14 protein-coding genes are annotated in these 24,328 nt (G+C 45.9%); 8 read left to right on the top strand and 6 right to left on the bottom strand.

Features of this window, described 5'->3' with window-relative positions:
• Positions 1 to 14: 14 nt before the first annotated feature.
• Complete coding sequence (asnB, locus tag NAF29_RS06395; protein WP_251260656.1) at positions 15 to 1,688, bottom strand: asparagine synthase B; 1,674 nt, start codon at positions 1,686 to 1,688, stop codon at positions 15 to 17.
• A gap of 251 nt (positions 1,689 to 1,939) precedes the next feature.
• Positions 1,940 to 2,902 (bottom strand): cysteine synthase A, encoded by a 963-nt coding sequence (cysK, locus tag NAF29_RS06400; protein WP_251260657.1) that lies wholly within the window; start codon positions 2,900 to 2,902, stop codon positions 1,940 to 1,942.
• Positions 2,903 to 3,064: 162 nt separating this feature from the next.
• Here cysK and NAF29_RS06405 point away from each other — a divergent pair, with 162 nt between their 5' ends.
• From NAF29_RS06405 to NAF29_RS06420, 4 genes are all read left to right on the top strand, one after another.
• The gene (locus NAF29_RS06405; RefSeq protein WP_251260658.1) at positions 3,065 to 3,820 is read left to right on the top strand and encodes a sulfite exporter TauE/SafE family protein; all 756 of its coding nucleotides are present in this window, start codon (positions 3,065 to 3,067) and stop codon (positions 3,818 to 3,820) included.
• A 42-nt stretch (positions 3,821 to 3,862) separates the two neighbouring features.
• The gene (locus NAF29_RS06410) at positions 3,863 to 4,231 is read left to right on the top strand and encodes a diacylglycerol kinase (protein ID WP_251260659.1); all 369 of its coding nucleotides are present in this window, start codon (positions 3,863 to 3,865) and stop codon (positions 4,229 to 4,231) included.
• Positions 4,232 to 4,355: 124 nt separating this feature from the next.
• Positions 4,356 to 5,534, top strand: a complete 1,179-nt coding sequence (locus tag NAF29_RS06415; protein ID WP_251260660.1) for an efflux RND transporter periplasmic adaptor subunit — start codon at positions 4,356 to 4,358, stop codon at positions 5,532 to 5,534.
• A 5-nt stretch (positions 5,535 to 5,539) separates the two neighbouring features.
• A complete protein-coding gene (locus NAF29_RS06420; RefSeq protein ID WP_251260661.1) occupies positions 5,540 to 8,686 on the top strand; it encodes an efflux RND transporter permease subunit in 3,147 nt (1,048 codons plus the stop codon).
• Positions 8,687 to 8,770: 84 nt separating this feature from the next.
• Here the strand turns inward: NAF29_RS06420 and NAF29_RS06425 are convergent, their stop codons facing one another.
• The 4 genes from NAF29_RS06425 to cysZ all read right to left on the bottom strand — a co-directional run bounded on the left by NAF29_RS06425 (position 8,771) and on the right by cysZ (position 16,136).
• The gene (locus NAF29_RS06425) at positions 8,771 to 10,930 is read right to left on the bottom strand and encodes an FUSC family protein (RefSeq protein ID WP_251260662.1); all 2,160 of its coding nucleotides are present in this window, start codon (positions 10,928 to 10,930) and stop codon (positions 8,771 to 8,773) included.
• Between the two features lie 218 nt (positions 10,931 to 11,148).
• Complete coding sequence (locus tag NAF29_RS06430) at positions 11,149 to 13,863, bottom strand: nitrate reductase (RefSeq protein WP_251260663.1); 2,715 nt, start codon at positions 13,861 to 13,863, stop codon at positions 11,149 to 11,151.
• Positions 13,863 to 15,140 carry an NAD(P)/FAD-dependent oxidoreductase gene (locus tag NAF29_RS06435; protein ID WP_251260664.1) on the bottom strand — a complete coding sequence of 426 codons (1,278 nt, stop codon included), beginning with the start codon at positions 15,138 to 15,140 and terminating at the stop codon, positions 13,863 to 13,865. The genes NAF29_RS06430 and NAF29_RS06435 overlap by 1 nt, the downstream gene beginning before the upstream one ends.
• 237 nt (positions 15,141 to 15,377) lie before the next feature.
• Entirely contained in the window at positions 15,378 to 16,136 is a 759-nt protein-coding gene (cysZ, locus tag NAF29_RS06440) for a sulfate transporter CysZ (RefSeq protein ID WP_251260665.1), read from the bottom strand.
• Positions 16,137 to 16,386: 250 nt separating this feature from the next.
• Here cysZ and smc point away from each other — a divergent pair, with 250 nt between their 5' ends.
• From smc to NAF29_RS06460, 4 genes are all read left to right on the top strand, one after another.
• On the top strand, positions 16,387 to 19,845 hold the full coding sequence (gene smc, locus NAF29_RS06445) for a chromosome segregation protein SMC (protein ID WP_251260666.1): 3,459 nt from the start codon (positions 16,387 to 16,389) through the stop codon (positions 19,843 to 19,845).
• 22 nt (positions 19,846 to 19,867) lie between these two features.
• On the top strand, positions 19,868 to 20,695 hold the full coding sequence (zipA, locus tag NAF29_RS06450; RefSeq protein WP_251260667.1) for a cell division protein ZipA: 828 nt from the start codon (positions 19,868 to 19,870) through the stop codon (positions 20,693 to 20,695).
• A 64-nt stretch (positions 20,696 to 20,759) separates the two neighbouring features.
• Complete coding sequence (ligA, locus tag NAF29_RS06455; RefSeq protein WP_251260668.1) at positions 20,760 to 22,796, top strand: NAD-dependent DNA ligase LigA; 2,037 nt, start codon at positions 20,760 to 20,762, stop codon at positions 22,794 to 22,796.
• A gap of 81 nt (positions 22,797 to 22,877) precedes the next feature.
• The gene (locus NAF29_RS06460) at positions 22,878 to 24,125 is read left to right on the top strand and encodes a diguanylate cyclase (protein ID WP_251260669.1); all 1,248 of its coding nucleotides are present in this window, start codon (positions 22,878 to 22,880) and stop codon (positions 24,123 to 24,125) included.
• The last annotated feature ends 203 nt before the right edge of the window (positions 24,126 to 24,328 follow it).

A 24,328-nucleotide genomic window follows, 5' to 3' on the forward strand; every position in this document is an offset into this window, starting at 1 on the left:
TGAGTGATGACGATTTATTCGTCGTAAGACTCATTATGAACACCCACAGTGCGACCTGAAGGGTCGTTGAGGTTCTGGAAACTTTCATCCCAAGCTAACGCCTCTGGTGTTGAACAGGCCACAGATTTACCATGAGGCACTGTTTTCAATACAGTCTCGTTATTGCCGAAGTGCTCTTCAAAAATAGTGCGGTAGAACAAAGCTTCTTTGCTGTCAGGAGTATTGATTGGGAATTTGTATTCCGCACTCGCTAACTCTTGATCAGTCACTTCTGATTCAGTCATTTCCTTGAGTGTGTCGATCCACGAGTAACCTACGCCATCAGAGAACTGTTCTTTCTGACGCCATGCAACACTGTGCGGTAGAGTGTGCTCAAATGCCTCACGCAAAATATGCTTTTCAATTTTTCCGTTGCGACCGCAGAGTTTGTCTTCTGCATTAATGCGCATTGCCACGTCCATGAATTCTTTGTCCAAGAACGGAACTCGTGCTTCAACGCCCCATGCAGACATTGCTTTATTAGCACGTAAGCAATCAAACAAGTGGAGTTTGTCGAGCTTGCGCAGCAACTCTTCATGGAATTCTTTCGCGTTGGGCGCTTTGTGGAAATATAAGTACCCGCCAAAGATCTCATCAGAACCTTCGCCTGATAACACCATCTTAATGCCCATCGCTTTAATTTGGCGAGCCATAAGATACATTGGAGTGGATGCACGAATGGTGGTCACGTCATAGGTTTCGAGGTGATAAATCACATCGCGAATGGCATCTAGCCCTTCTTGCACGGTGAAGTGAACTTCGTGGTGAACTGTACCAATGTGATCCGCAACTTTTTGTGCCGCAATTAAATCAGGCGAACCTTTCAGGCCTACAGCAAATGAGTGAAGTCGAGGCCACCAAGCTTCAGATTGCTCACCATCTTCAACTCGTTTCTTCGAGAATTTTTGAGCGACAGCAGAAATAACAGAAGAGTCCAAGCCACCTGATAGCAATACGCCGTAAGGCACGTCCGACATCAGTTGGCGCTTCACAGAATCTTCCATGGCTTGACGCAATTCGTCTACGCTGCTTTCGTTGTCTTTCACGTTATCATAGTCGTGCCAATCACGGCTGTAATAACGTGTGATTTTACCTGTGGAGCTATCCAAGTAATGACCCGGAGGGAAGCTTTCTACTTTGTTACAAACAGGAGTTAACGCTTTCATTTCTGAAGCAACGTAGAAGTTTCCGTGTTCGTCCCAGCCGATATACAAAGGAATGATTCCCATGTGATCGCGAGCAACCAAATAGCTATCTTTGCTTTCGTCATATAATACAAAAGCAAACATGCCATTGAGTTCGTCTAAGAATTCGATTCCTTTCTCTTCATAGAGCGCAAGTATTACTTCGCAATCTGAACGTGTTTGGAATTCAAAGTCGATGGACAAGTTTTCAGCGAGTTCTTTGTGATTGTAGATCTCACCATTCACTGCAAGTGCATGTGTTTTATTCGGATTATAAAGCGGCTGGGCTCCATTTTCGACGCCAACAATAGATAGACGTTCATGAACCAGAATTGCATTATCGCTGGTGTATACACCGGACCAGTCTGGCCCACGGTGACGCATCAGTTTCGATAGTTGCAGTGCCTGCTTACGCAACTCCGCAACATCAGATTTGATGTCGAGAATGCCTAGAATAGAACACATACATACTCCTTAATTGAAAACTTGCTGCTTGGAAATCGGAGCTTGAACCTCTGGCTTTCAAAGCCCGCTAGAACAGCGTCCAACAAACATAAAATGAACTGGCAACTTTGCACCAAAATTGGTGGCCGCGCAACCACTAGTAAGATGAAAAAGTGACTTTTTATTCACTTTATCGCATAAAAATTCGCTACGCCCCGAAAAACAAAAAAAGCGACGGCAGAACCGTCGCTTTTTTAATCAATCAGTTTTAACTACTGAACGTTTTCTTGTTCAGTAAAGATGCCTGCAAACAAGGCACTTGATAAATAACGCTCAGCGGCACTTGGCAGAATGACCACAATTTTCTTTTCAGGGAATTCTGCAGATAAGCGCTGTGCTGCAACAACTGCTGCACCTGAGCTAATCCCAGCCAGGATCCCTTCTTTTTGCATCAGCTCTTGAGCCATTGCAATCGCGTCTTCACTGGTGACTTGCTCTACGCGGTCAACCAAATCTAAGTCGAGATTGCCGGGAATGAAGCCAGCACCAATCCCTTGAATCTTATGAGGACCAGGTGTCAAATCTTCACCTGCTTTTGCTTGCGCAATCACTGGAGATTCAACGGGTTCTACAGCGACAGACAAGATTTGCTTGCCTTTCACTTCTTTAATGTAACGGCTAACACCGGTAATCGTGCCGCCGGTACCAACACCTGCGATGAAAACATCAACTTCACCGTCTGTGTCTTCCCAAATTTCTGGACCCGTTGTTTTAACGTGGATCTCAGGGTTGGCAGGGTTATCGAATTGCTGAAGCAAAACGTACTTGCTTGGGTTGCTGTCGCGAATCTCTTCGGCTTTCGCAATTGCGCCTTTCATGCCTTTAGCGCCGTCTGTGAGTTCAAGCTCAGCACCTAAAGCTTTAAGCAATTTACGACGCTCCAAGCTCATTGTATTTGGCATGGTTAAAATGATTTTGTAACCGCGAGCAGCAGCAACAAAAGCCAATGCGATACCCGTGTTACCACTGGTTGGCTCAATTAAGACTTTGTCGGCCGTTAATACGCCACGTTTTTCTGCATCCCAGATCATGTTGGCGCCAATACGGCATTTCACAGAAAAGCTTGGGTTGCGAGCTTCAACTTTAGCGTAAACATTGCCGCCTTCGACGACACGGTTCAATTTAACAAGAGGCGTGTTGCCGATAGCGGCAGAATTATCTTCATATACTTTCATGGCCAGGTCCTTGATCCATGGTTACAGGAGTGTCGCTAGCATATGAGCTTATGGCGATCACTTGAAAGTCAACTTTGTTATATCGTTATGTTATGAACAGATATAAAATAGAGCGATGCTAATTATAAGTGTTGTTTCACGTACCTCAAGCCGCGATGTCACATGTTTGAACAGATTGAACTTTTTCTTATTTCTTTGATTGCTAATACGTTTTCTGCATTTTCAGGGGGAGGGGCAGGTTTACTTCAATTCCCAGCGCTAATTTTTTTGGGTTTACCCTTCGCAGTGGCTTTGGCAACGCACAAGGTTGCATCGGTTGCGCTTGGGGTGGGAGCTGCATTCCGACACTATAAGGAAAGAAACCTGCATCTTAAGTTGTCGGTGTTAATGGTGGTGTCTGGCGTGCCTGGCGTATTGATTGGCGCATGGGGCATTTTAAGTGTGCCAGAGCGCTTAGCTCAAATTTCTTTGGGCGTTCTTACCATCAGTCTTGGCATCTATTCATTTCTCAAACCAAACTTAGGCACATATCACTATTTTAGAGACATGAGCCGAAAACAATATGTCACCGCCGGAATTGGACTATTTTTGATTGGTATTCTTAATGGCTCACTCACGTCTGGTACAGGTTTATTTGTCACATTATGGTTGGTGACACATCTCAAACTCGATTATCAACGCGCGGTGGCGCACACCTTAGTATGGGTCGGAATTGTTTGGAACGGTAGTGGTGCAGGCTTATTGGGCGTGATAGGACAAGTGCATTGGAGCTGGCTACCCGCTTTATTAATTGGGTCGCTGTTGGGGGGGTATCTAGGCGCACATTTGAGCATTAAGAAAGGCAATAAAATGATCAAGCGCGCGTTTGAGTGCGTCACTATTGCGGTCGGTTTGGCTCTATTAATTAAAGCAATGTGATGAGTTGTTTAGACATTTACAACGTTTTTTAATTTGGAATGGATGATGAATAAAAAAACAGGTATTGCCCGTATTTTGGCGGCGACAAAGTATTCATATAAAGGATTTAGGGCAGCGTGGAAGCACGAGGCCGCATTCAGACAAGAAGTGCTACTACTGTTGGTGATGGCTCCGCTGGCGTTTTGGTTAGGCGACAGTTTTACCGAAATTGCGATATTACTCGGCAGTGTTTTAATCGTGGTAATTGTTGAACTTCTGAATTCTGCCATCGAAGCATTGACAGACAGGGTTTCCACTGACTTTCATAAACTCAGTGGGCGTGCCAAAGACATGGCATCGGCAGCCGTATTTTTATCGATATTGCAGATGATTATGATATGGACAGTTAAGGTTTGGTTGCTATTCATGTAATGTGCTTAATCACATAGAATCAATATTCTATATCATCAGAGACAGTTCAGTCGCATCAGGAATCATCCGCCATGTCGGTCAGTTATGCGACTTTTTGAAGTAAGATCAAGGAGAAGATTGAAGTATGAATAACATGTGGATTAAGGCCGGCTTGCCGATTGTTATTTTATCAGTGGTATTCATGCTTGCATTTATACTCCTGTCCGGAGCGGAACCGCCTCAACAGGAAGCTGAAGAGCGACTACCCATGTTGGTTAAGGTCATGACCGCTGAGCGCAGTAATGTGCGTTACAAAATTTCCTCCCAAGGTACAGTTCAACCGAAACTTCGTGGTGACTTAGTTAACGAAGTTAGCGGTAAAGTAGTGAGTGTTTCTGAAAACTTTGTCGTGGGCGGGTTTGTTCGCAAAGGTGACTTGCTGCTCCAAATCGATGACTCCGACTTTAAAACTGAAGTGAAAGCGGCAGAAGCAACGCTGTATGGCGCAAGAGCATCTCTTGAAGAAGAAAAAGCCCGAGCACGGGTTGCAGAAGAAGATTGGCGCCAATATAAAACTGAAGAAATTCCAGAGCTTGGCTTGCGCAAGCCGCAACTGGCTAAGGAGCTTGCCAACCTCAGTTATGCACAAGCACAGCTTGACCAAGCCAAGCGCAATTTGAAGCGCACACACATTGTTGCGCCCTATGATGCAATCATTAGTAAAAAACAGGTGGAAATGGGAGAGTTTTTAAACAAGGCATCAGTGATTGCTGAGCTTTATGGTACAGAGATAGCCGAAGTTCGTCTGCCCATTACTGACACAGAATCGACCTATTTAGAGCTGCCATCCGACGGCACACCATCAAGTATTCAGCTTAGCAGTGTCATTGGTGATAAAACTATTCAATGGCCTGCTAAATTAGTGCGCTCTGAAGGCATTATCGATGAGTCGTCGCGATTCATATACGCTGTGGTTCAGGTTGCAGATCCGTATCAGCGTGATGGGAAAAACGATTCATTATTGCCGCTTAAATTTGGACGCTTTGTCAGTGCCCAAATTGTGGGTGCAACCGAGCGCAATATGATTCGAGTGCCTCGCAGCGTGGTGCGCACTGGGCAGCAAGTTGTGGTGGTGAACGCTGATAACATCATTGAATTTCGTACGGTTGAAATAGAACGTTCTGAACAAGAGCATGTGTATATTCGCTCTGGTCTAGAAGACGGTGAAAAAGTGTCACTCACGCCTGTATCGGGGTTGCCGGCAGGTTCTGTTGTTCGTACTGCTGAGAGTACCGAACAATCCGCTCAATTAGTGCAGGAGTAAACTCAATGGATGAGTCTTCGCAAACGCGATCCAAGGGCTTAATTGCATGGTTTGCATATAACCCTGTAGCTGCCAATTTACTCATGTTGCTCATTATTATTGCCGGGTTGATGTCACTTTCGAGCATTCGTAAGCAAGTCTTCCCCAATATTGAGTTCAATATTATTAGTGTGCGTGTGCTTTACCCCGGAGCTGCTCCACTGGAAGTGGAAGAAGGGATTAACGCCAAAATTGAAGAGTCACTCTCTGACATTAATGGTATTAAAAAAGTCACATCGATCGCCTACGAGGGGCTTGGCACAGTTGACGTTGAAGTCCAAGATGACTTCAGCGTGCAAGAAGTGCTCGACGAAGTAAAAGTCAATGTTGACGCCATTATCAGCTTCCCTGAGAACGCTGAAAAACCCATCATTTCACGCGTAAAACCGACTAGCCAAGTATTGTGGCTATCGATTAATGGCGCCATTGATGAAGCCAGCATGAAAGCGATTACTCATGAAGTACGCGACGAAGTTGCAAATTTACCGACGGTTTCATCAGCCAAGATCTTTGGTGCACGAGATGATGAGGTTGCGATTGAGGTTTCAGAGTCACAATTGCAAAAGTATGGCGTAACTTTTAATGAAGTGGTGTCGGCAGTGCGTCGTAGCTCCATTGATTTACCTGGAGGTTCGATCAAATCCGATGCAGGAAGCTTATTACTTCGTACCAAAGGGCAGGCTTATACGGGGGCCGACTTCGAGAAAATCATCTTAAGAACTAGGCCTGACGGAACGCGTTTATATGTTGGCGATGTGGCCTCGATAAATGACGGTTTTGTGGAAGAACTCAATTATTCACACTTTGACCGAAACCCAAGCATCGCCATTCAAATTTCAGCCGTAGGTAACCAGAGCGTGCTCGAAATTGCAGCCGACGTAAAAGCTTACGCGAAAGAAAAGCAGGCAAGCTTGCCTGAAGGCGTCATATTGTCCGAGTGGGCCGATAACTCGTTCTACTTGCAAGACCGTTTAGATCTGATGACGCGTAACATGATCTACGGCGGCCTGTTGGTGTTTTTGGTACTGTCATTGTTTTTGCGGCTTAGTTTGGCGTTTTGGGTGATGCTGGGTTTACCCATTTGTTTCTTAGGTACCTTCATTGTGATGCCCACGCCACCGATAGACGTCTCCATTAATATGATCAGCTTGTTTGGCTTCATATTAGTGCTTGGGATTGTGGTGGATGATGCCATCATTATCGGCGAGAGTTCCTGGGCGGAGGCCGAAAAAAAAGGGCATACACTGGAGAACATTATTCGTGGCGCAAAAAAGGTTGCTATGCCAGCAACCTTCGGTGTTCTGACCACCATCGCAGCGTTCTGGCCCATGTTAATGGTGCCTGGTCCCTTCGGTGTGATTTGGAAAACCATCGGTATTGTCGTCATTGTGTGCTTGGTGTTTTCTTTGATTGAATCAAAACTGATATTGCCGGCGCATCTTCGCCACATGAAGGTGAAGAAAATTGACAGCAGCAGCCGAAATCCGTTTTATCGTCTTCAAGCATTTTTTGCCAAAGGCATGTCGTTGTTTATTGCCAATCAATATCAACCAGCGCTGTTAGTTTGCTTGAAATACCGCTATGTCACCTTGTCCAGTTTTATTGGCATGCTGATTTTATCGGTTGCCCTGTTGGGCAGTGGCAAGGTGCGATGGGAGTTCTTCCCCAACATTCCGAGTGATTTCATCATGGTCAGCGTTGACATGATTGAAGGCAGTGCTGACACGGCCACTATTCGAGCGCTTGAAACGATTGAAAATTCCCTTTATGAAATGGATCAAGAGCTGTTTGAAGAGCATGGCTACCGCGTGGTGAAACACAGCAATACGTGGATGGAAGGAAGTTTGAGCGGGCGTATGGTCGTCGAGCTACTTAAGAATGAAAATCGTGATGTTGATGGCTTTGAGATCGTCAATTTTTGGCGCGAAGCAACTCCCGAAATTGCCGGCGTGCGAGTACTTGATTTTCAAGGTTCGACCAACCCAGGAGTTGGTGCAGATTTGGGCTTTCAGTTGACCGGTAAGAACATGCAAAGCTTGCAAGCTGCCTCTGCTGAGCTAAAAGCTAAGTTGGTGAGTTATGGTGGCGTTTACAATGTCAAAGATAGCTATTCAGGTGGTGCGCAAGAGATTACCTTGAGTATTAAACCCGAAGCAGAGGCGCTAGGCTTGTCGTTGTTTGATCTTGCCCAACAAGTTCGTTTTGGATTTTATGGTGCCGAAGCGCAACGCATTCAGCGCGGCGATGAAGAAGTAAAAGTGATGGTGCGTTATACCAAGCGTGAGCGAAGCTCTATTGGCTACCTCGAAAACATGCGAGTGCGCACCGAATCTGGCAAAGAAGTACCTTTTAGCAGCGTGGCTACCTTTGAAATTTCAGATGGCTATTCGTCAATTACTCGTATTAATGGCAGCCGCGCAATTGATGTCACTGCTGCTGTGGATAAAGCGGTAGCGGAATCCGACAAAATTAGAGCTGATATTGAAGACAATTTCATCCAAGAATTGTTAGCACGTTATCCTGATGTAAGTTATGCACTTGAAGGCGCAAGTTTAGAAGAACAAAAAGCACTGGTGAGCTTAGCAAAAGCATTTGGCGTAGCCTTAATTGTGATTTTTGGGCTGATCGCGATTCCGCTTAAATCTTACTCTCAGCCGTTAATTGTGATGTCAGTGATCCCATTTGGCATGATTGGCGCCATTGTTGGGCATTGGATCTTAGGCTTGTCGGTAAGCGTTCTTTCGTTATGTGGCATCGTGGCGTTAGCCGGAGTGGTGGTTAACGACAGCCTAATCTTGGTGGACTTTGTCAATCGAGCTCGCAATGAAGGCGTTCGAATTTATGATGCGGCTGTAAGTGCCGGCGGGCAACGTTTTAGAGCGATTGTATTAACTTCTCTGACTACATTCTTTGGTTTGGCCCCAATTGTGTTGGAAAAAAGTCTACAAGCTCAAATTGTGATTCCAATGGCGGTGTCGCTGGCTTTTGGAATCTTGTTTGCGACTGTCATTACTTTATTTATGGTGCCTTGCTTATACTTAATACTGGACGATTTCAAAACCCAGTTTAGACGTATGTTCCAATACGTATCCTCACTTTACTCCAACGCTTAAAGGCGTTAGACAAAAGCCGTGTTGGTTCGCTGGTGTTCCAACATGGCTCCTTTCACCCAATATGGTTAATCAGGTTTTAGTCGTTTAAAGCGGAGTTCCCTGAATATTCGGTCTATGTGACTTTGCCACGATGAGTGCTCGGATCTGCTGAATATTTTCGTTGAGGCGAAGTAGCTGAAACGTCACCAGCAAATCATCTCCTTGCAAGGTTGTGGTGAGTGTCGAAAGCTGCTCAGAAAGCTGGGGCTGTGCACCGGGAATATCGACTTCGCCTTCAGCGCTTAAGTAAGTTTCAAGTTGAGATAATTGGGTGTTCAATTGTGAGCCAATACTATCGATCAGAGGTAAAGCACTGACGGCTTTAATACGGCCTCTATGCGATGCTAATGCCGAAAGGTGGCTGAGGTAAGAATGCAATCGGCCGGTCAGACGGTAGAGCATTTCTGACTCAGATCTTTTTGAACGTGGCTCCGCCAAGAGCGCTTGCCAATGTTCCACCAGAGTCGCTTCCCCAACGTGCGCATGAAAGCGGCCCAATCGGTATGCCTCGTCTTCCACTCTGGTTTGCTGTAAGTATTGCTGAAAGACTAGTTCTTGGTAAAGGCGAAGTTGTTTCAGGCTATTTGAAATGGCACCTTTTGAGCGCTGCTTGAGCCAGTTTGGCCACAAAAATCTCAATGCAAGAAATACCATGCCGGCGGCAAATAAAGTGATCACCACTCGTTTTACAAACAGTGCTTCGGCATTCAGGCCGTAAAATTGCAAGATAATGGCAACGTAAACTGACACACAAGCAACCGCTATACTATAGCCTTGCTGCAAATACCAGAAAAAGGCGAATTTGGCCATGCCAGCAATGACGATTAGCGTGAACACAGGTAGATTTAACAAGTACAAACCGGTAGCAACACCAATGCCCAATACAGTTCCCACTACGCGCTGCAATAACCGTTGTTTCGTTTCAGAGAAGGTCGGCTTAGTGATGAACAAGATAGTCAGCAGAATCCAATAATTTTGACTGTCGGGCGGCAGTGACATGATCACCATATAGCCACAAAACATACATGCGGTGAGCCGAGCAGCATGCCTAAATAACGGTGTTTTAGGCGTTGTGAAAAGTCTCCAATAGTAGTTCCAGCTGTATCTGCGCTGTTCGGTGAACAGAAAATCGGAGCTTGGGAACGGTAATTCTTTTTCTGTAATTTCAGCAATTTTGTTGAGATTTTCAAGCAAAAAGCTGAGCTGACTCGCGCATTGTGCGCTGAACACATTACGTTCAGCGAGTCGCTTGGTTGACTGTACTAACTCAGCAAGCTCTGATTTGACCTGATCGTCGATTTCATAATTTTCAACTCGACGATACCGCGGTTGCCGGAGCATACGTTTTGAAAGGCCTACCATGACTCGCTGAATTCGGGCAGGTAAAGACGTATCGGCCAGCTCAACCCTTAAATCTTGATATAAAATGTGCGATGAACTTAGCCGTTCTAGCAATACTTGAGCCTTAAAGAATTGGGCCAAATAGCCAGATTTATGATTCGCGTGTTTATTTTGCTGTTGGCGAATAATTAACTGTTGTCGAACATCTGCTAGCGCTGAAGATGCTTGAGCTCCTAATTTGGCAAGGTGTAGGCGAACTTCCTCGGGGTCACTGTTATTGTCAAAAAAGCGAGCTTTGAACAGCTGATATTTGGCCAGAGTTGAAAATAGCTTTTGGTTATCGTGCTCTAAATCGAAATTTGGCATGAACCAATGAACTAATGTCGATACTACAAAATAGGTGAGCGCACCGAACATCAAGCTCGCTGGAAGCAATAATGTGTCTTGGTAATGCGGATAACTCAGCATGGTAAAAACGGCAATAGTTAACGCGCCAAAACTGATTTTTCCAAACCTTGGGCCCAAAGAAGAAGCCATTGATAAGCAAAACGTACTGGCGCACAACCCGAGCAAAAACAGCCAAGGGATGTCGTATGAATACACCACAAATAACGAAGCGGGTGTGTAGCACACAACGAGGGTAAGCAATGAGCGCAAACGATAGTGATATTGTGAAGGGTGATCGGCTAATGCTGCAGCATTGACCCCCATCGACATTGAACTGGCAATAATAAGCTGATCTTGGATGATTCCAATCACCAAAAAGATAACCGTGAGTATGCTGGCCTTTATGGCCGTGACGAACAAAGGCGAACGCGAGGAGGGAGGCTTGAGAAAGTCAAAAATTCTGATTGCGTTGCCCATAATTACAAGTCCAATTTGCTAGCATCACTAAATGTTGAGGATTCTATAGTACTTAATTTCCTTGTGTTTGATAGGGATTACATCAAACTAAGATGCCGATTTGACGCTAGTTTTAGCTCTGTTTTTGATATGAGTGGCGGGCTCGGTAAGCCAAGGCTTTAGATTGATTGAAGGCCGTTCACACTCAGTATGAGAGCCTTCAATCTGACGCTGGCATTTTATGCCGGTGCTGTGGCAATCACAGAGGCAAGGATTCCTTTAATCTCAGGAACACATGAGCCGCAGTTAGTGCCCGCTTTGCAACATTGTCCAACTTGCTGATAGGTTGACAAATTATTGTCTTTAATGGCCTTGCGAATGGTCTTTTCACCCACATTGAAGCACGCACAGATTTGCGTGCCTACATCTTCAGTACCCGCTGTGGGCAGGCCACTTAACAATGCGAGTCGTTCTATATCCGTCAGTTCTGCTTTGGCGAATAAACTGCTCAAAAACGCTCGCTCTGGAAGAAGAGCACTTTCTGGTGACCGAGCAATACACACGACAAATTGTAATTGACCGTCTAGATAACCCGCAGCTCGGAAAATTCCCTGGTGCGAGTCATCAAAATGTTGCCAGTTGATCGCATCGTACTGTTTGCCTATCCAATCTTCACTCCATTGCTGCCAGTTATCGATGGTTTCAGTATGAGCGAGCTCATAACGCTTGTAACCCTCACAGTTAACCGTCACTTGGTAGTCTAAACCTGACAGCGGTAGAGAATGACGAGACAGAACAAAGCCGTGCCAATCTGCACCGAACGGAGCGATGGTTATAGGAGTGTGCTTACTTTCAGGTTGACCAGAAAACGGATCGACAATCGGGTTAACCAGCGTCCCCATTCGTCCGTGATTTGCGAATTGTTGAGTCCAGTGCATGGGGACAAACACATCACCTACAGCTTGAGATGCAGTGAAATTAACGCGTGCAAACATGTCGCCCCATTGGCTACTCAATTTCGCAATATCGCCATCGGTGAGCTTGAATTTGTGGCCATCATCAGGATGAATATCTACAAAAGGCTCAGGCCGATGTAAGTTCAGTCGCGGCGCCAAAGCAGTCCGGGTCATGGTGTGCCACTGATCGCGAAGGCGTCCAGTATTCAATACTAAAGGAAACTCTTTGGACGGCTGATTAGCAGGTGCTTTGTATTTCAATGCAACAAGATTTGCTTTGCGGTTTGGCGTGTAAAACTCTCCTTCAGCAAAGAATCGCGCTTTTCCTTTGGGGTACTCTTTGGTAATGGGCCATTGGGTGGGCTCAAAGTTGTTGTATTGTTCTTCTGAAATATCAGCCAGTAGTGAAATATCGAAATCTCGAAGCCGCTGATCACTGCTGTTTTCAAATCCTGAAAGAGCTGCATGTTCTCTAAATATTTCAACTTGATGCGAATAATTGAAGGCATCCTCAAAACCTAAACGCTTTGCAACTTCAGAAATAATCCACCAATCAGGCTTGCTATTGCCTGCAAGTGGGAATAGTGCTCGCTGGTGAGAAATACAGCGTTCAGTGTTGGTCACCATACCGTCTTTTTCGCTCCAGCCTGCTGCCGGGAGTTTCACGTGTGCTAAATCAAGTGTATCTGTATTGGTAACGCAATCACTGACCACTAAAAATTCACAGCGTTTAAGCGCCTCTTTCACTTTATTAGCGTTAGGCAGACTTACCGCTGGGTTGGTTGCAATGACCCAAACGGCTTTTACTTTGCCGTCGTACACTGCGTTAAACAGGTCCACCGCTGGCAAACCCACGCCTTTGGACATTCGGTCGGTCTTCCAGAAACGGGCTACTCGATCTGCATCGCCTTCAATGTGGAAATCCATGTGAGCCGCAAGAGTGGTGGCTAAGCCTCCGACTTCTCGGCCGCCCATCGCATTCGGTTGACCTGTCATCGACAATGGACCGCTGCCGATTTTACCTATTTTTCCGGTCACCAAGTGGCAGTTTAAAATGGCATTTACTTTGTCGGTTCCGGTCGATGACTGATTTACACCTTGGCTGTACGCCGTAACCGTTTTTTCGGTTTCAGCGAACCAGTTATAAAATGTCAGCAGATCTTTTTCATTCAGTTCACAACGATTGGCAATGGTTCCTAAATAGGGGCAGTCATCTTGCGCCGCGGCAACGGCTTCCTCAAAACCTTGAGTGTAGCTTTCAACATAGTTCTGATCGATGTACTGACCATCCACTAAAAATTTAAGAAGGCCATTAAACAACAATACATCGGTGCCACTTGCCAATGGCAAATGAAGGTCGGCAATATCACAGGTGTCGGTGCGGCGAGGATCAATCACCACAATTTTCATGTTTGGATTACGTTCTCTAGCAGCGCGAATGCGTTGAAAAGTAACTGGGTGACACCAAGCCATATTAGAACCGGTAATAATAATGAGGTCGGCTTGTTCTAGATCTTCATAGCTGTTTGGAACGGTGTCGGAGCCGAAAGCTCGTTTGTGGCCACTTACCGCAGACGACATGCACAAACGGCTGTTGGTATCGATGTTGCCAGAGCCAATAAATCCCTTCATGAGCTTGTTGGCGACATAATAATCTTCGGTTAATAGTTGTCCGCTACCATAGATTGCAACAGCTTCAGGGCCGTGCTTGTCGATAATCGTTTTGAATTTGTGCGCCACTTCATCAAGAGCTTCATCCCAGCTTGCTTGGCGTCCATTTATCTGTGGATCTAACAGTCGTGTGGACAAGCCCACAGTCTCACCCAAGGATGAGCCTTTTGAACACAAGCGTCCGAAATTCGCAGGGTGATCTTCATTCCCTTTCACGGTGACTTCGCGGGTGTCGGTATTCACAGTGGCGTTAATGCCACATCCCACACCGCAGTATGCGCATGTTGTTTTAATCGTTTTACATGAAGGCTGTGTTGATTCAGACATTAAGCAACCTCCATTTGAGACGTTGTTGATACATTGGATTCCGTAAGTTGCTCGGTCACTGCATTTGCATATGCTTGGCCAAAAATCATCACTGTCCTGAAATGGCTCACGTTGGTTTCTTGCTCAACTAATTGTTGATACCAGCCGCCGTCAATTGTATTGCCATACACAACTGCGCCAACTAATCGTTGGCCTCTAAATACAAGTCGCTTATAGACCTGCAACTTAGGGTCATGGAAATGCTGAAATTGGCAGTCATCATCACCGTTGAATTCGCCCACTGAGAACAAGTGAATGCCAGATACTTTTAGTTTAGTGGCAGAGGGGAGTGTTTTATATTCGGCAACACCGTGTTGGCATAGATGATTGGCGCATACTTTTGCTTGGTCGAAAACCGGCGCAACCAGACCAAAGGTTTGCCCTCGATGCTGCACGCACTCGCCAACAGCATAAATACTTGGATCAAAGGTTTGTAAGGTGTCGTTGACCACGATGCCGCGCTCGCAATGTAGCCCAGCAGATTGAGCCAAGGTTTGATTTGGCCGCACTCCAATGGCCATCACAAATAGATCGCAGGGCAATTCAGTGCCATCAGCAAATTTTACCGCTCGAACATGGCCGTGCTCATTGCCCTCAAGAGATTCGGTTTTTGCTTGCATTTTGAAATGAATTCCTCGGCCTTCCAGCTCATCTTGCAGCATGACCGCTGCGGTGCGATCGAGTTGGCGGTTCAAAAGGATATCGCTATTATGCAATACCGTAACGTGCATGCCTCGCTGGCGTAAGCCATTAGCGGCTTCGAGCCCCAACAAACCGCCGCCTAAGACAACCGCGTGTCGATGTGTTTTGGTGTATTGCAACATGGTGTTCACGTCGAAAATACCACGAAAAGAAATAACGCCGTCGAGCTCGTGGCCTGGGACTGGCAGTACAAAGGGGTTTGATCCCGTTGCTATTAATAATTTGTCGTAAGGGGCTTCAGTACCGTCTTGGGTGGTGACAATTTTATGTTTGCGGTCAATTGCGACAACAGCTTTGGATTCGCCTGCATGAAGTGTGATGTCATTGTCTTTATACCACTGACGATCGTTGATCATGATGTCTTCAACGGTTTTCTCGCCGCTGAGTACAGGAGATAGCATGATGCGGTTGTAATTGCCGTAAGGCTCAGCACCAAACACAGTGATGTTGTAGGCGTTTGGATTGGCTTCGAGTACTTCTTCTACGGTGCGCATTCCCGCCATTCCGTTGCCAATGACCACCAAACGTTTTTTCATTAAAAAGCCTATTTAAAACTGATAAGAACAAATCAATAGAGAGTAATAAGCAAAGACCATACCAATTTTAAAAATGACTAATAATTAGAGAAAAATGATTTAAATCAGTATCTTTAGATGTAATGCACTGAAGTGGTGAGTTTGTTTCTGAAGCGAGCTCAAGAGGTTTGCACTAACATGGTGCGATTGCAAACAAAGCAAGCGAGAAAATGCATGCTTTGCTTGCGTGAAATGCGGCTACTTTTTGTGCGCCAACACGTCGTCTCGCTGTGTCTGAACCCACATTGCTGTTGCGCCACAAATGGCGACGGGCATGACCAATAAATTTAAAATGGGCACCATTGTGAATAGCATCACCATCACCCCAAAACTCATAGATTGCCCGCGCTGGGCTTTGAGCGTTGCTTTCATATCTTTGAACGAAATTTTGTGATTATCAAACGGGTAATCACAATATTGAATTGCCATCATCCATGCTGAAAACAAAAACCAAAGCACAGGTGCAAGCGTTTGTCCTATCAAGGGAATAAAAAACAAAATCAAACAACCTATCGCGCGAGGAAGGTAATAGCCCAGCTTCTGAAACTCACGAGCGAACAGTCTTGGAATATCTTTGATCAAGTCGAGAAAACCATCGTCATTGATCGGTTTACCCGTCATATACAGTTCAACCTTTTCCGACAATAAGCCGTTAAAGGGCGCGGCTAACCAATTGGCGACGGTGGCAAAAAGGAAAGAAAACACCACGATGACTGAAAGAATTGCCAGTGGCCACAGCACATAATGCGCCCAGTTGAGCCAGCTTGGTAAGTAGTTTTCTAATTGGGTCATCCAGTCGCCCAACTGCTGCAATAGCAAGGTGAACGATACGGCGAAAATAATGAAATTGATGGCTAAAGGCACAATCACAAAGGGGCGAATGCCCGGTACCGTGATGAGATCAAAACCTTTGAAAAAATAGGCTGCGCCCGAGCTTTTGCGATCAGTGACTTGCATAGAGTGTCTAATCCAGAATGTTTGATTGGATTATAAAGCTTCCCATCGCGCTGTAAAATTTGTCTTTGTTACAAAGCATGATTTTATCGTCATGAAAGGGCTTTGGTGGAGTTGAATTAGGCTGCGAGTTTGGTTTGCTAGAAGACTTCTTTAAGAGCGTAACAAAATAATTATCAATCGCTTAAATCATGAAGATAACCGTGTTATGTTCGCACTGTCTTTGACTTTTTGATGGCTTCTAAACAACGTCATGCGCCTGAAATCCATAAAGCTGGCCGGTTTCAAATCCTTTGTCGATCCGACAACAGTTCCGTTCCCGCAGGCGCTCACCGCAATCGTGGGCCCCAATGGTTGTGGCAAATCGAATATTATTGATGCCGTTCGTTGGGTATTAGGCGAAAGCTCTGCTAAAAATCTGCGCGGTGACTCCATGACCGACGTCATTTTCAATGGAGCCCTAGAACGCCAACCTGTCTCGCAAGCCAGTGTGGAACTGATTTTCGACAATCAAGATGGGCGATTGTCAGGCGAATTTGCCAATTACAACGAAATTGCGATTAAACGTCAGGTCAATCGTGACCGTCAAAATATCTATTTTCTCAACGGCAGTAAGTGTCGCCGCCGAGATATTACCGACATCTTCCTAGGTACCGGCCTTGGGCCTCGCTCTTATGCGATTATTGAGCAAGGCATGATTTCTCGCCTGATTGAATCGAAGCCCCGTGAATTGCGTGTGTTTATCGAGGAAGCGGCTGGCATTTCAAAGTACAAAGAGCGTCGACGAGAAACAGAAACACGTTTGCGCCATAGCCGAGAAAACTTAGACCGTTTAAATGATGTACGACAGGAGCTGGGTCAACAAATCTCTAAACTTCATCGTCAATCAACCGCAGCGCAACGATACAAAACGCTGAAAGCCGATGAACGACGTCTTAAAGCCGAACTGTCGGCCATTCGATGGTTAAATTGGCAAAGCCAATACGATGACTTGGCCACGAAAATCGAAGATTTAAATGCTCAAATTGAAGGCTTTGAAGTTCAACGGATCACCAAGCAAAGTCAGCAGTCTGAGTTGCAAGTAGAGCTTGATACACTATCGCTATCGCATACTGATGCACAACAAAAATTATTTGAAATTAGCCATTCCATTACTCGGCTTGAACAACAAATTGTGCATCACAATCAGCATCAGCATCGGATACAACAAGAGCTAGATCGTATCCAAACAGAGCTTACTGACCAAGCCGAATTCATAGATCAGCAACAACAAGAGTCAGTTGAGTTAGAGCAAGAAGCTGAGTTACTCGATGAGCAGTTGGCTGAGTCAGAATTAATTCAAGAAGAACTCAGCTGTCAGTTCGAGCAAGCCGAGCACGCTTTGTTGCGCTATCAAAGTCAGTCGAAAGGGCATGTTGATGCGGTGAGTGATGTGCGTCATCAGTTGGAGCGGAGCACCCAGCAGTCCCAACTTCTTAAACAGCAACAATCTCAAGTTCAGCAGCGCATCACTCAAATTGAACGACAAAAACATGCGTTGAGCAATGACACCATTGATCGCGATTTAGAACAAAAAACACTTCAGATCTCGGATGAACAAGCCCACGTGCAACAATTGACAGAGGACATTGAACGTCACCGGCAGATTTTAGTCGGATATGAAGCCCAATATGCGCAGTCTCAACAAGCGCAACAGCAACGCCAACAAGAGCTTTCAAGGTTGCAAGGGCAACAAGCAACACTCACGCAATGGCTTTCTGCCGATGATGAATGGAATGGCCCTATCAAAGGGCAAACCGGGTTACCCGTTGCAGATCTATTGCGTATTGAGCCAGGCTGGGAAAAAGCTGTTGAAGTTGCGCTTGGCTCGCTAAGTCACGCATTGCAAATTGAGACTGATGAAATTGAATTAGATGATCTGCCAAATGGTAAGTCGGTGATGCTGCCGTTGCCAGATAAACCATCCAATGCATGGCATGGAACACTGGCAGAAAAAGTAGAAGGGCACGAGGGCGTTCAACAACTACTGAGCACAATACTCGTCGCAGAATCGAACGAACAGTTTTGGCGTATTCAGCGTCAATTAATCGCTCAGCGGTCTGTCATGCTTATCACTGGGGTATGGGCGGGACAAATTTGGATCAAAGCACCGGAGCAGGCCCAAGGGCAGTATGCCATTCGTGCACAACTGCAACGCATTCAGCAACAGATTGATGCATTCCAAACCAATCTTGATAGTGCCCAGCAGGCGGTCACTGAAGCGTCTGAAAAACAACAGCAGCAGGCCGCTTTATTGGTGCAAGTGCAGCAACAAAGTGCAACGATAGCCGAACAATTGCAACGTTTGAATACCGAGCGGGAGCTATTGGTCCAGAAAATTTTACTTCAATCGGAACAATCCTCAGCACTCCAGCATGAACATGACGAGGGATTGGTGCAGTTAGAATCTCTTGAGCAAGCGCTCATGATGAATGACGAAGAACACGAAGAATTCACTGCACGCCTCGAACGAGCGAACGTGCAATATGGCGCATTTGAAGCGGAATTACAGCAACGGCAAGAGCGAGTCGGCGGCCACAGAGCACAGCGTGATCAACAGCTGCAACAACATCATCAGTTGGTATTGCAACAGTCGGCTAATCATGCGCGCCTAGACAGTGCTCAGCAAGCGCTCATTCGCGCTCAGCAACAAAAAGAGCAAGGTCTAAAGCGCCAGCTAGAACTTTCTGTAGAGCTGGAACAAGGCGAGAACGACGAGCAAATGCGGCTAGAGTTGGAATTGCAATTGGCCGCCCGTATCGAAGCGCAACAGCATGTTACCAGCGTGAATGATGCAATGAATCATGCGCAAAACCAGTTGATTGAATTAAAGCACGCCGAACAAAAACTTTACTCTCTGCAACAATCCGTTCAGCAACAGCGTGATAGTTTGCTGTTGGAGCAGCAAACTGCAAGTGTGCGAGCTCAAAGTGCCACCGAACAATTGCATGAAATGGAGCAACCTCTCAAAGCGATTGTTGAGAGTCTTCCTGTCGAATTTTCCGAGAGTCAATGGCAACAAGATTTGGAGAAGATTGCAAAGTCAGTGGTTCGTTTAGGCCCGATTAACTTGGCCGCTATTGAAGAATATGAGCAATCGGTTGAACGTAAAACGTATCTCGATCAACAGAATGATGATTTAGTCAGCGCGTTGGATACGCTCGAAAATGCGATTCGCCGCATCGATAGAGAATGCAGAACACGCTTTAAAGACACTTTTGAACGTGTTAATTCAGATCTTAAGTTTCTGTTTCCTAAAGTGTTTGGTGGCGGTGCGGCCTATTTAGAATTGACCGATGATGATATGCTGGACACCGGAGTCACCATTATGGCTCGGCCTCCGGGCAAACGGAATGCGACGATTCATCTATTGTCTGGTGGCGAAAAGGCGCTGACCGCTTTATCATTGGTGTTTGCAATTTTTCGGCTGAATCCTGCTCCGTTTTGTATGTTGGATGAAGTTGATGCGCCGCTGGATGATGCGAACGTTGGACGATTTTGTAATCTCGTTCGAGAAATGGCAGAAACGGTGCAGTTTATTTATATAAGTCACAACAAGGTGACCATGGAGATGGCAGAGCAACTTTCTGGCGTTACTATGAACGAACCTGGTGTGTCGAGGCTTGTCTCAGTAGATGTAGACGAGGCAGTGGCACTGGCTGAAGTGTCTTAAAAAAGATGAAGAAGGACATGGAATGGATGATTTTCGATGGGTGTTGATCCTCGCAGGTGCGCTTGGGATCGGTGGTCTGTTATGGCACGGCCTTTGGTCTCTAAGAAAGCAACAACGGGGCTCTATTGGCAAAGAAAAACCACTTGCCGAGCTTTATAAAGAGCAGCAAGAGCGCGATCGAGATGACCAAGGGTTTGACGGCGTGGGTGTGAGCGAAGTGAAGACCTTAGGTGGCGAGAGTGCCGACAAGTCAGATGCTCAACGCTTGGAACCTTCTTTTTCTGCCATCAGCGACAACGAACCTGATCCTGAACAAGTGGAATTTCAGTTGGAGCAGCCCGAAGCTCAAATGTCTGACGAAACGCCTAAAATAACCGCCGAAGCAGAGCCTCAACCAGAGCCTGAAACAGTTGTGAGCGAACCCGAACAGGTATTGATCCTCACGGTTGTTGCAGCCCCAGGCGACGAAATTAGTGGTGCAGATTTGCTGCCCAACATGTTGACGCTCGGTTTCAAATTTGGCGATATGGGAATTTTTCACCGCCACGAAGATAGCTCAGGCCAAGGCGCGGTTCTGTTCAGCATTGCCAATATGGTGAAACCTGGAACCTTTGATGTGGATAATATGGAGCAGTTTCAAACTCCGGGAATTTCCTTGTTCATGACATTGCCAAATGCCGGTGATGCCGCTCAGTCTTTCAATATGATGCTTAACGGCGCTCAAAAGCTAGCGCGCGAGCTCAAATGCCAAGTACTCGATGAGTCTCGAAGCGTCCTGACAAACCAGAAAATTCGTCATTATCAAGAACGAATTCGAGAATTTGAACGCCAACGTTTAATTGTTAGTTAAATATCCCATCCTTAACCGGTATTCGTTGTCTGACGAGTGCCGGTCTCTATGACGAACAATCACTATGAACATACAGCAGGCCCAAAGTCGAGTTGTTGAGCTTTCGAAGCAACTGCAATCGCACAGTCACAATTACTATGTGTTGGACACTCCATCCATTCCCGATGCTGAATACGACCGCTTGTTCAAAGAGCTACAAAGTCTTGAAGCTGAATTTCCAGAACTAAAAGTTCCAACCTCGCCAACTCAAAAAGTAGGTGGGGCCGTATTGCCTCACTTTGAATCAGTTCAACATGAGCAGCCCATGTTGTCGCTCGATAATGTTTTCAATGCACAAGATTTTGCAGAGTTTGATCGCCGCTGTCACGACCGATTACTCGATGAATCCGAACTCACTTATTCAGCAGAGCCGAAACTAGACGGCCTAGCAATCAGTTTGATGTACATGAATGGTGAGCTTGTGCAGGCAGCGACACGGGGTGATGGCCAAAAAGGCGAGAATGTAACCGCTAATGCGAAAACCATTCGGGCGGTGCCTTTGCAACTCATTGGCAATGATATTCCTGCGCGCATTGAAGTGCGGGGCGAAGTCATTATTCCAAGCGCAGATTTTGAAGCTATGAATGCGCGGGCCCGTAAACGAGATGAGAAGATTTTTGCCAATCCGCGTAATGCAGCGGCCGGCAGTATTCGGCAACTGAACTCTAAAATTGCTGCGAGCAGGCCGTTGAGCTTTGTAGCTTATGCCGTGGGCGTGTTTGAAGACGACAATATTGAACTGGCGTCAGGCCATTTTGAGCGTCTGCAACAATTAAAAGCATGGGGACTTCCCATCGCGAAAGAGTTAGAGCTATGCAAGGGGGTTGACGCGGTCAATTCCTATTGCCAAAAAATCCAACAGCAACGCGGTTCACTAAGTTACGAGATTGACGGAGTTGTGATTAAAATCGACTCGGTTGACGCTCAACAACAATTGGGTTTTGTTGCCAAAGCTCCGCGATGGGCAACTGCTTTTAAGTTTCCAGCCCAAGAAGAAGTCACAATTCTACAAGATGTGGAATTTCAAGTGGGACGAACCGGAGCGATTACACCAGTAGCACGCCTAAAACCGGTATTTGTAGGCGGAGTCACCGTCAGTAATGCAACACTGCATAATGCTGATGAAATCGCTCGTCTAGGGGTTCGTGTGGGCGATACCGTGATTGTGCGGCGTGCAGGCGATGTAATCCCTCAAATTGTGAGCGTTGTGCTGGAGCAACGCCCTGAGGACGGCGCTGAAATTGAATTTCCAAGCAGTTGTCCGGTGTGTGACTCTGCGGTAGTGCGTTTAGAAGGCGAAGCGGTATTGCGATGCACCGGAGGCTTAGTCTGCGCAGCCCAACGCAAAGAAGCGATTAAACACTTTTGTTCCAGAAAAGCATTCGATATTGATGGCATGGGCGACAAAATAGTCGAACAGCTGGTGGATCGTGAATTCATTCAAAACCCGTCGGACTTATTCAAGGTGAGTAAAATCCAACTGCGTTCATTGGAGCGAATGGGAGATAAGTCGGCAGAAAAGTTGTTGGTGTCGCTCGATAAAGCTAAGCAAACAACCTTGCCGAGGTTTTTATATTCACTAGGAATTCGAGAAGTGGGTGAAGCCACAGCATTGAACTTAGCCATGCACTTTCTAACGCTTGATGCGGTGATGGCGGCGAATCATGAAGAACTGGTCGCAGTGCCCGATGTAGGCGAAATCGTCGCCTCTAGAATTGTCAGTTTTTTTGCTGAATCGCATAATCAAACCATTATTTCGAATCTACTTGAGGTTGGCATTCACTGGCCAACAATTGAGGCGCCAACCTCTCCCGATGCTTTACCGCTGGGCGGTAAAACTGTTGTTTTGACCGGCACTTTGTCAGCCATGGGACGAAATGATGCGAAGGCTCTTTTACAGCAATTAGGGGCAAAAGTTTCCGGTTCGGTCTCGGCGAAAACCGATTGTCTTTTTGCTGGCGCCAATGCGGGATCAAAATTGACCAAAGCGCAATCGTTAGGCGTAGAAGTAAAAGATGAAGACGCGATGCTTAAACTGTTCGAGGATCATGGTCTCACTTAATTATTTTAATTCGCTATGTGACAAGTTAGATTGCCAATTTTGTCATATGCTCAAAGTATCGTTTTTATAGAGGAGCGGGACATGCCGCGTCTTTTAATTGTTGAAGATAGTTCAACAGTCATGCGGGTGTTAAAGCACCTTGCCAGTACTCGACTTCCGAATGTCGACACCGTTTTTGCCACGAGTATGGCCGAAGCCAAACAAGCATTTATTCAGAACCCAGATTTCTACGCCGCAATTGTGGATTTGAATTTACCTGACGCACCGGATGGTGAAGTGGTTGAATTCACATTGAAACAGGGCGTTTCGACCATCGTACTTACGGGCAACTTTAATGAACAGCGCCGTAAGTCTTTGGTCGACAGCGGTGTGGTGGATTATGTCGTTAAAGAAAGTCGTCATGCCTACCATTACGCACTTAAACTGGCGAGGCGACTCAAAACAAATCATCGCATTAAAGTGATGGTTGTGGACGACTCTAAAATGTCTCGCAATCATATTCGTAACCTTTTAGAGCGTCATTTGTATCGCGTGATTGAAGCGCAGGATGGCTTAGAAGCCATTGAGCAAATGGGGATTCACCCTGATGTTCGGCTCGTGATCACCGACTTTGAAATGCCCAACATGGACGGCTTTAAACTTGTAAACGAAATTCGTTCGAAGTTCGATAAGCGCGGTTTAGCCATTATTGGCTTGTCGTCAGTAGAAAGTGGGATTTTATCTGCACAATTTATTAAACACGGCGCCAATGACTTTTTAAACAAACCATTCTACCCCGAAGAATTCTACTGCCGAATTTCTCAAAACCTTGAAGCTATTGAATTAATCGAAGAAATTGAAGATGCCGCTAATCGTGATTATCTCACGGGGTTGTATAACCGCCGTGCTTTCTTTGAACGTGCAGAGGCGCTCATTAGTAAGGCTCAAAAGAAACAGGTACCCACATCATTCTGTATTATCGATTTAGATAATTTCAAACTGATCAACGACGAATATGGCCACGCGTGTGGCGACGAAGTATTAAAGCGCTTCGCGCGACTGTTTGATAAACATTGTGAGAAATTTTTGTATGCCCGTATCGGTGGCGAAGAGTTTGCTATGGTCATGGTTGGGCTCGACAACGATAAAGCACTTACTTTAGTGAACGGTTTGCGGCAGGCGCTAGTGGCTCAAGCTATAGAATGGGACGGAAAACAATTCCATGTTTCATTCAGCGGTGGTGTGATCACCGATTCTGAAGGCTCGGTTGATCACTTGTACAACCGCGCAGATGAAATGCTGTACCGTGCAAAAGAAGCAGGGCGCAACATGGTGTTCGGCAACGATTAAGTAAATACACTAACCATTCATGATAAAGCCGACTCTCTGTTCATACCTAGGATCGGCTTTTTTGTCTTTATTGAATTTTTGGAGAATTTAAAGCCCAGCAACCTCCCTAACGACCAAAACGTCAACTCAATGCCGTATCACTGCAATCAACGTGATTAACACCTAAAAGCAATCTCCAAATTCAGTGCGAAACTAGACAAAAT

The sequence above is a fragment of the Echinimonas agarilytica genome (assembly GCF_023703465.1).
GTDB classification, from domain to species: domain Bacteria; phylum Pseudomonadota; class Gammaproteobacteria; order Enterobacterales; family Neiellaceae; genus Echinimonas; species Echinimonas agarilytica.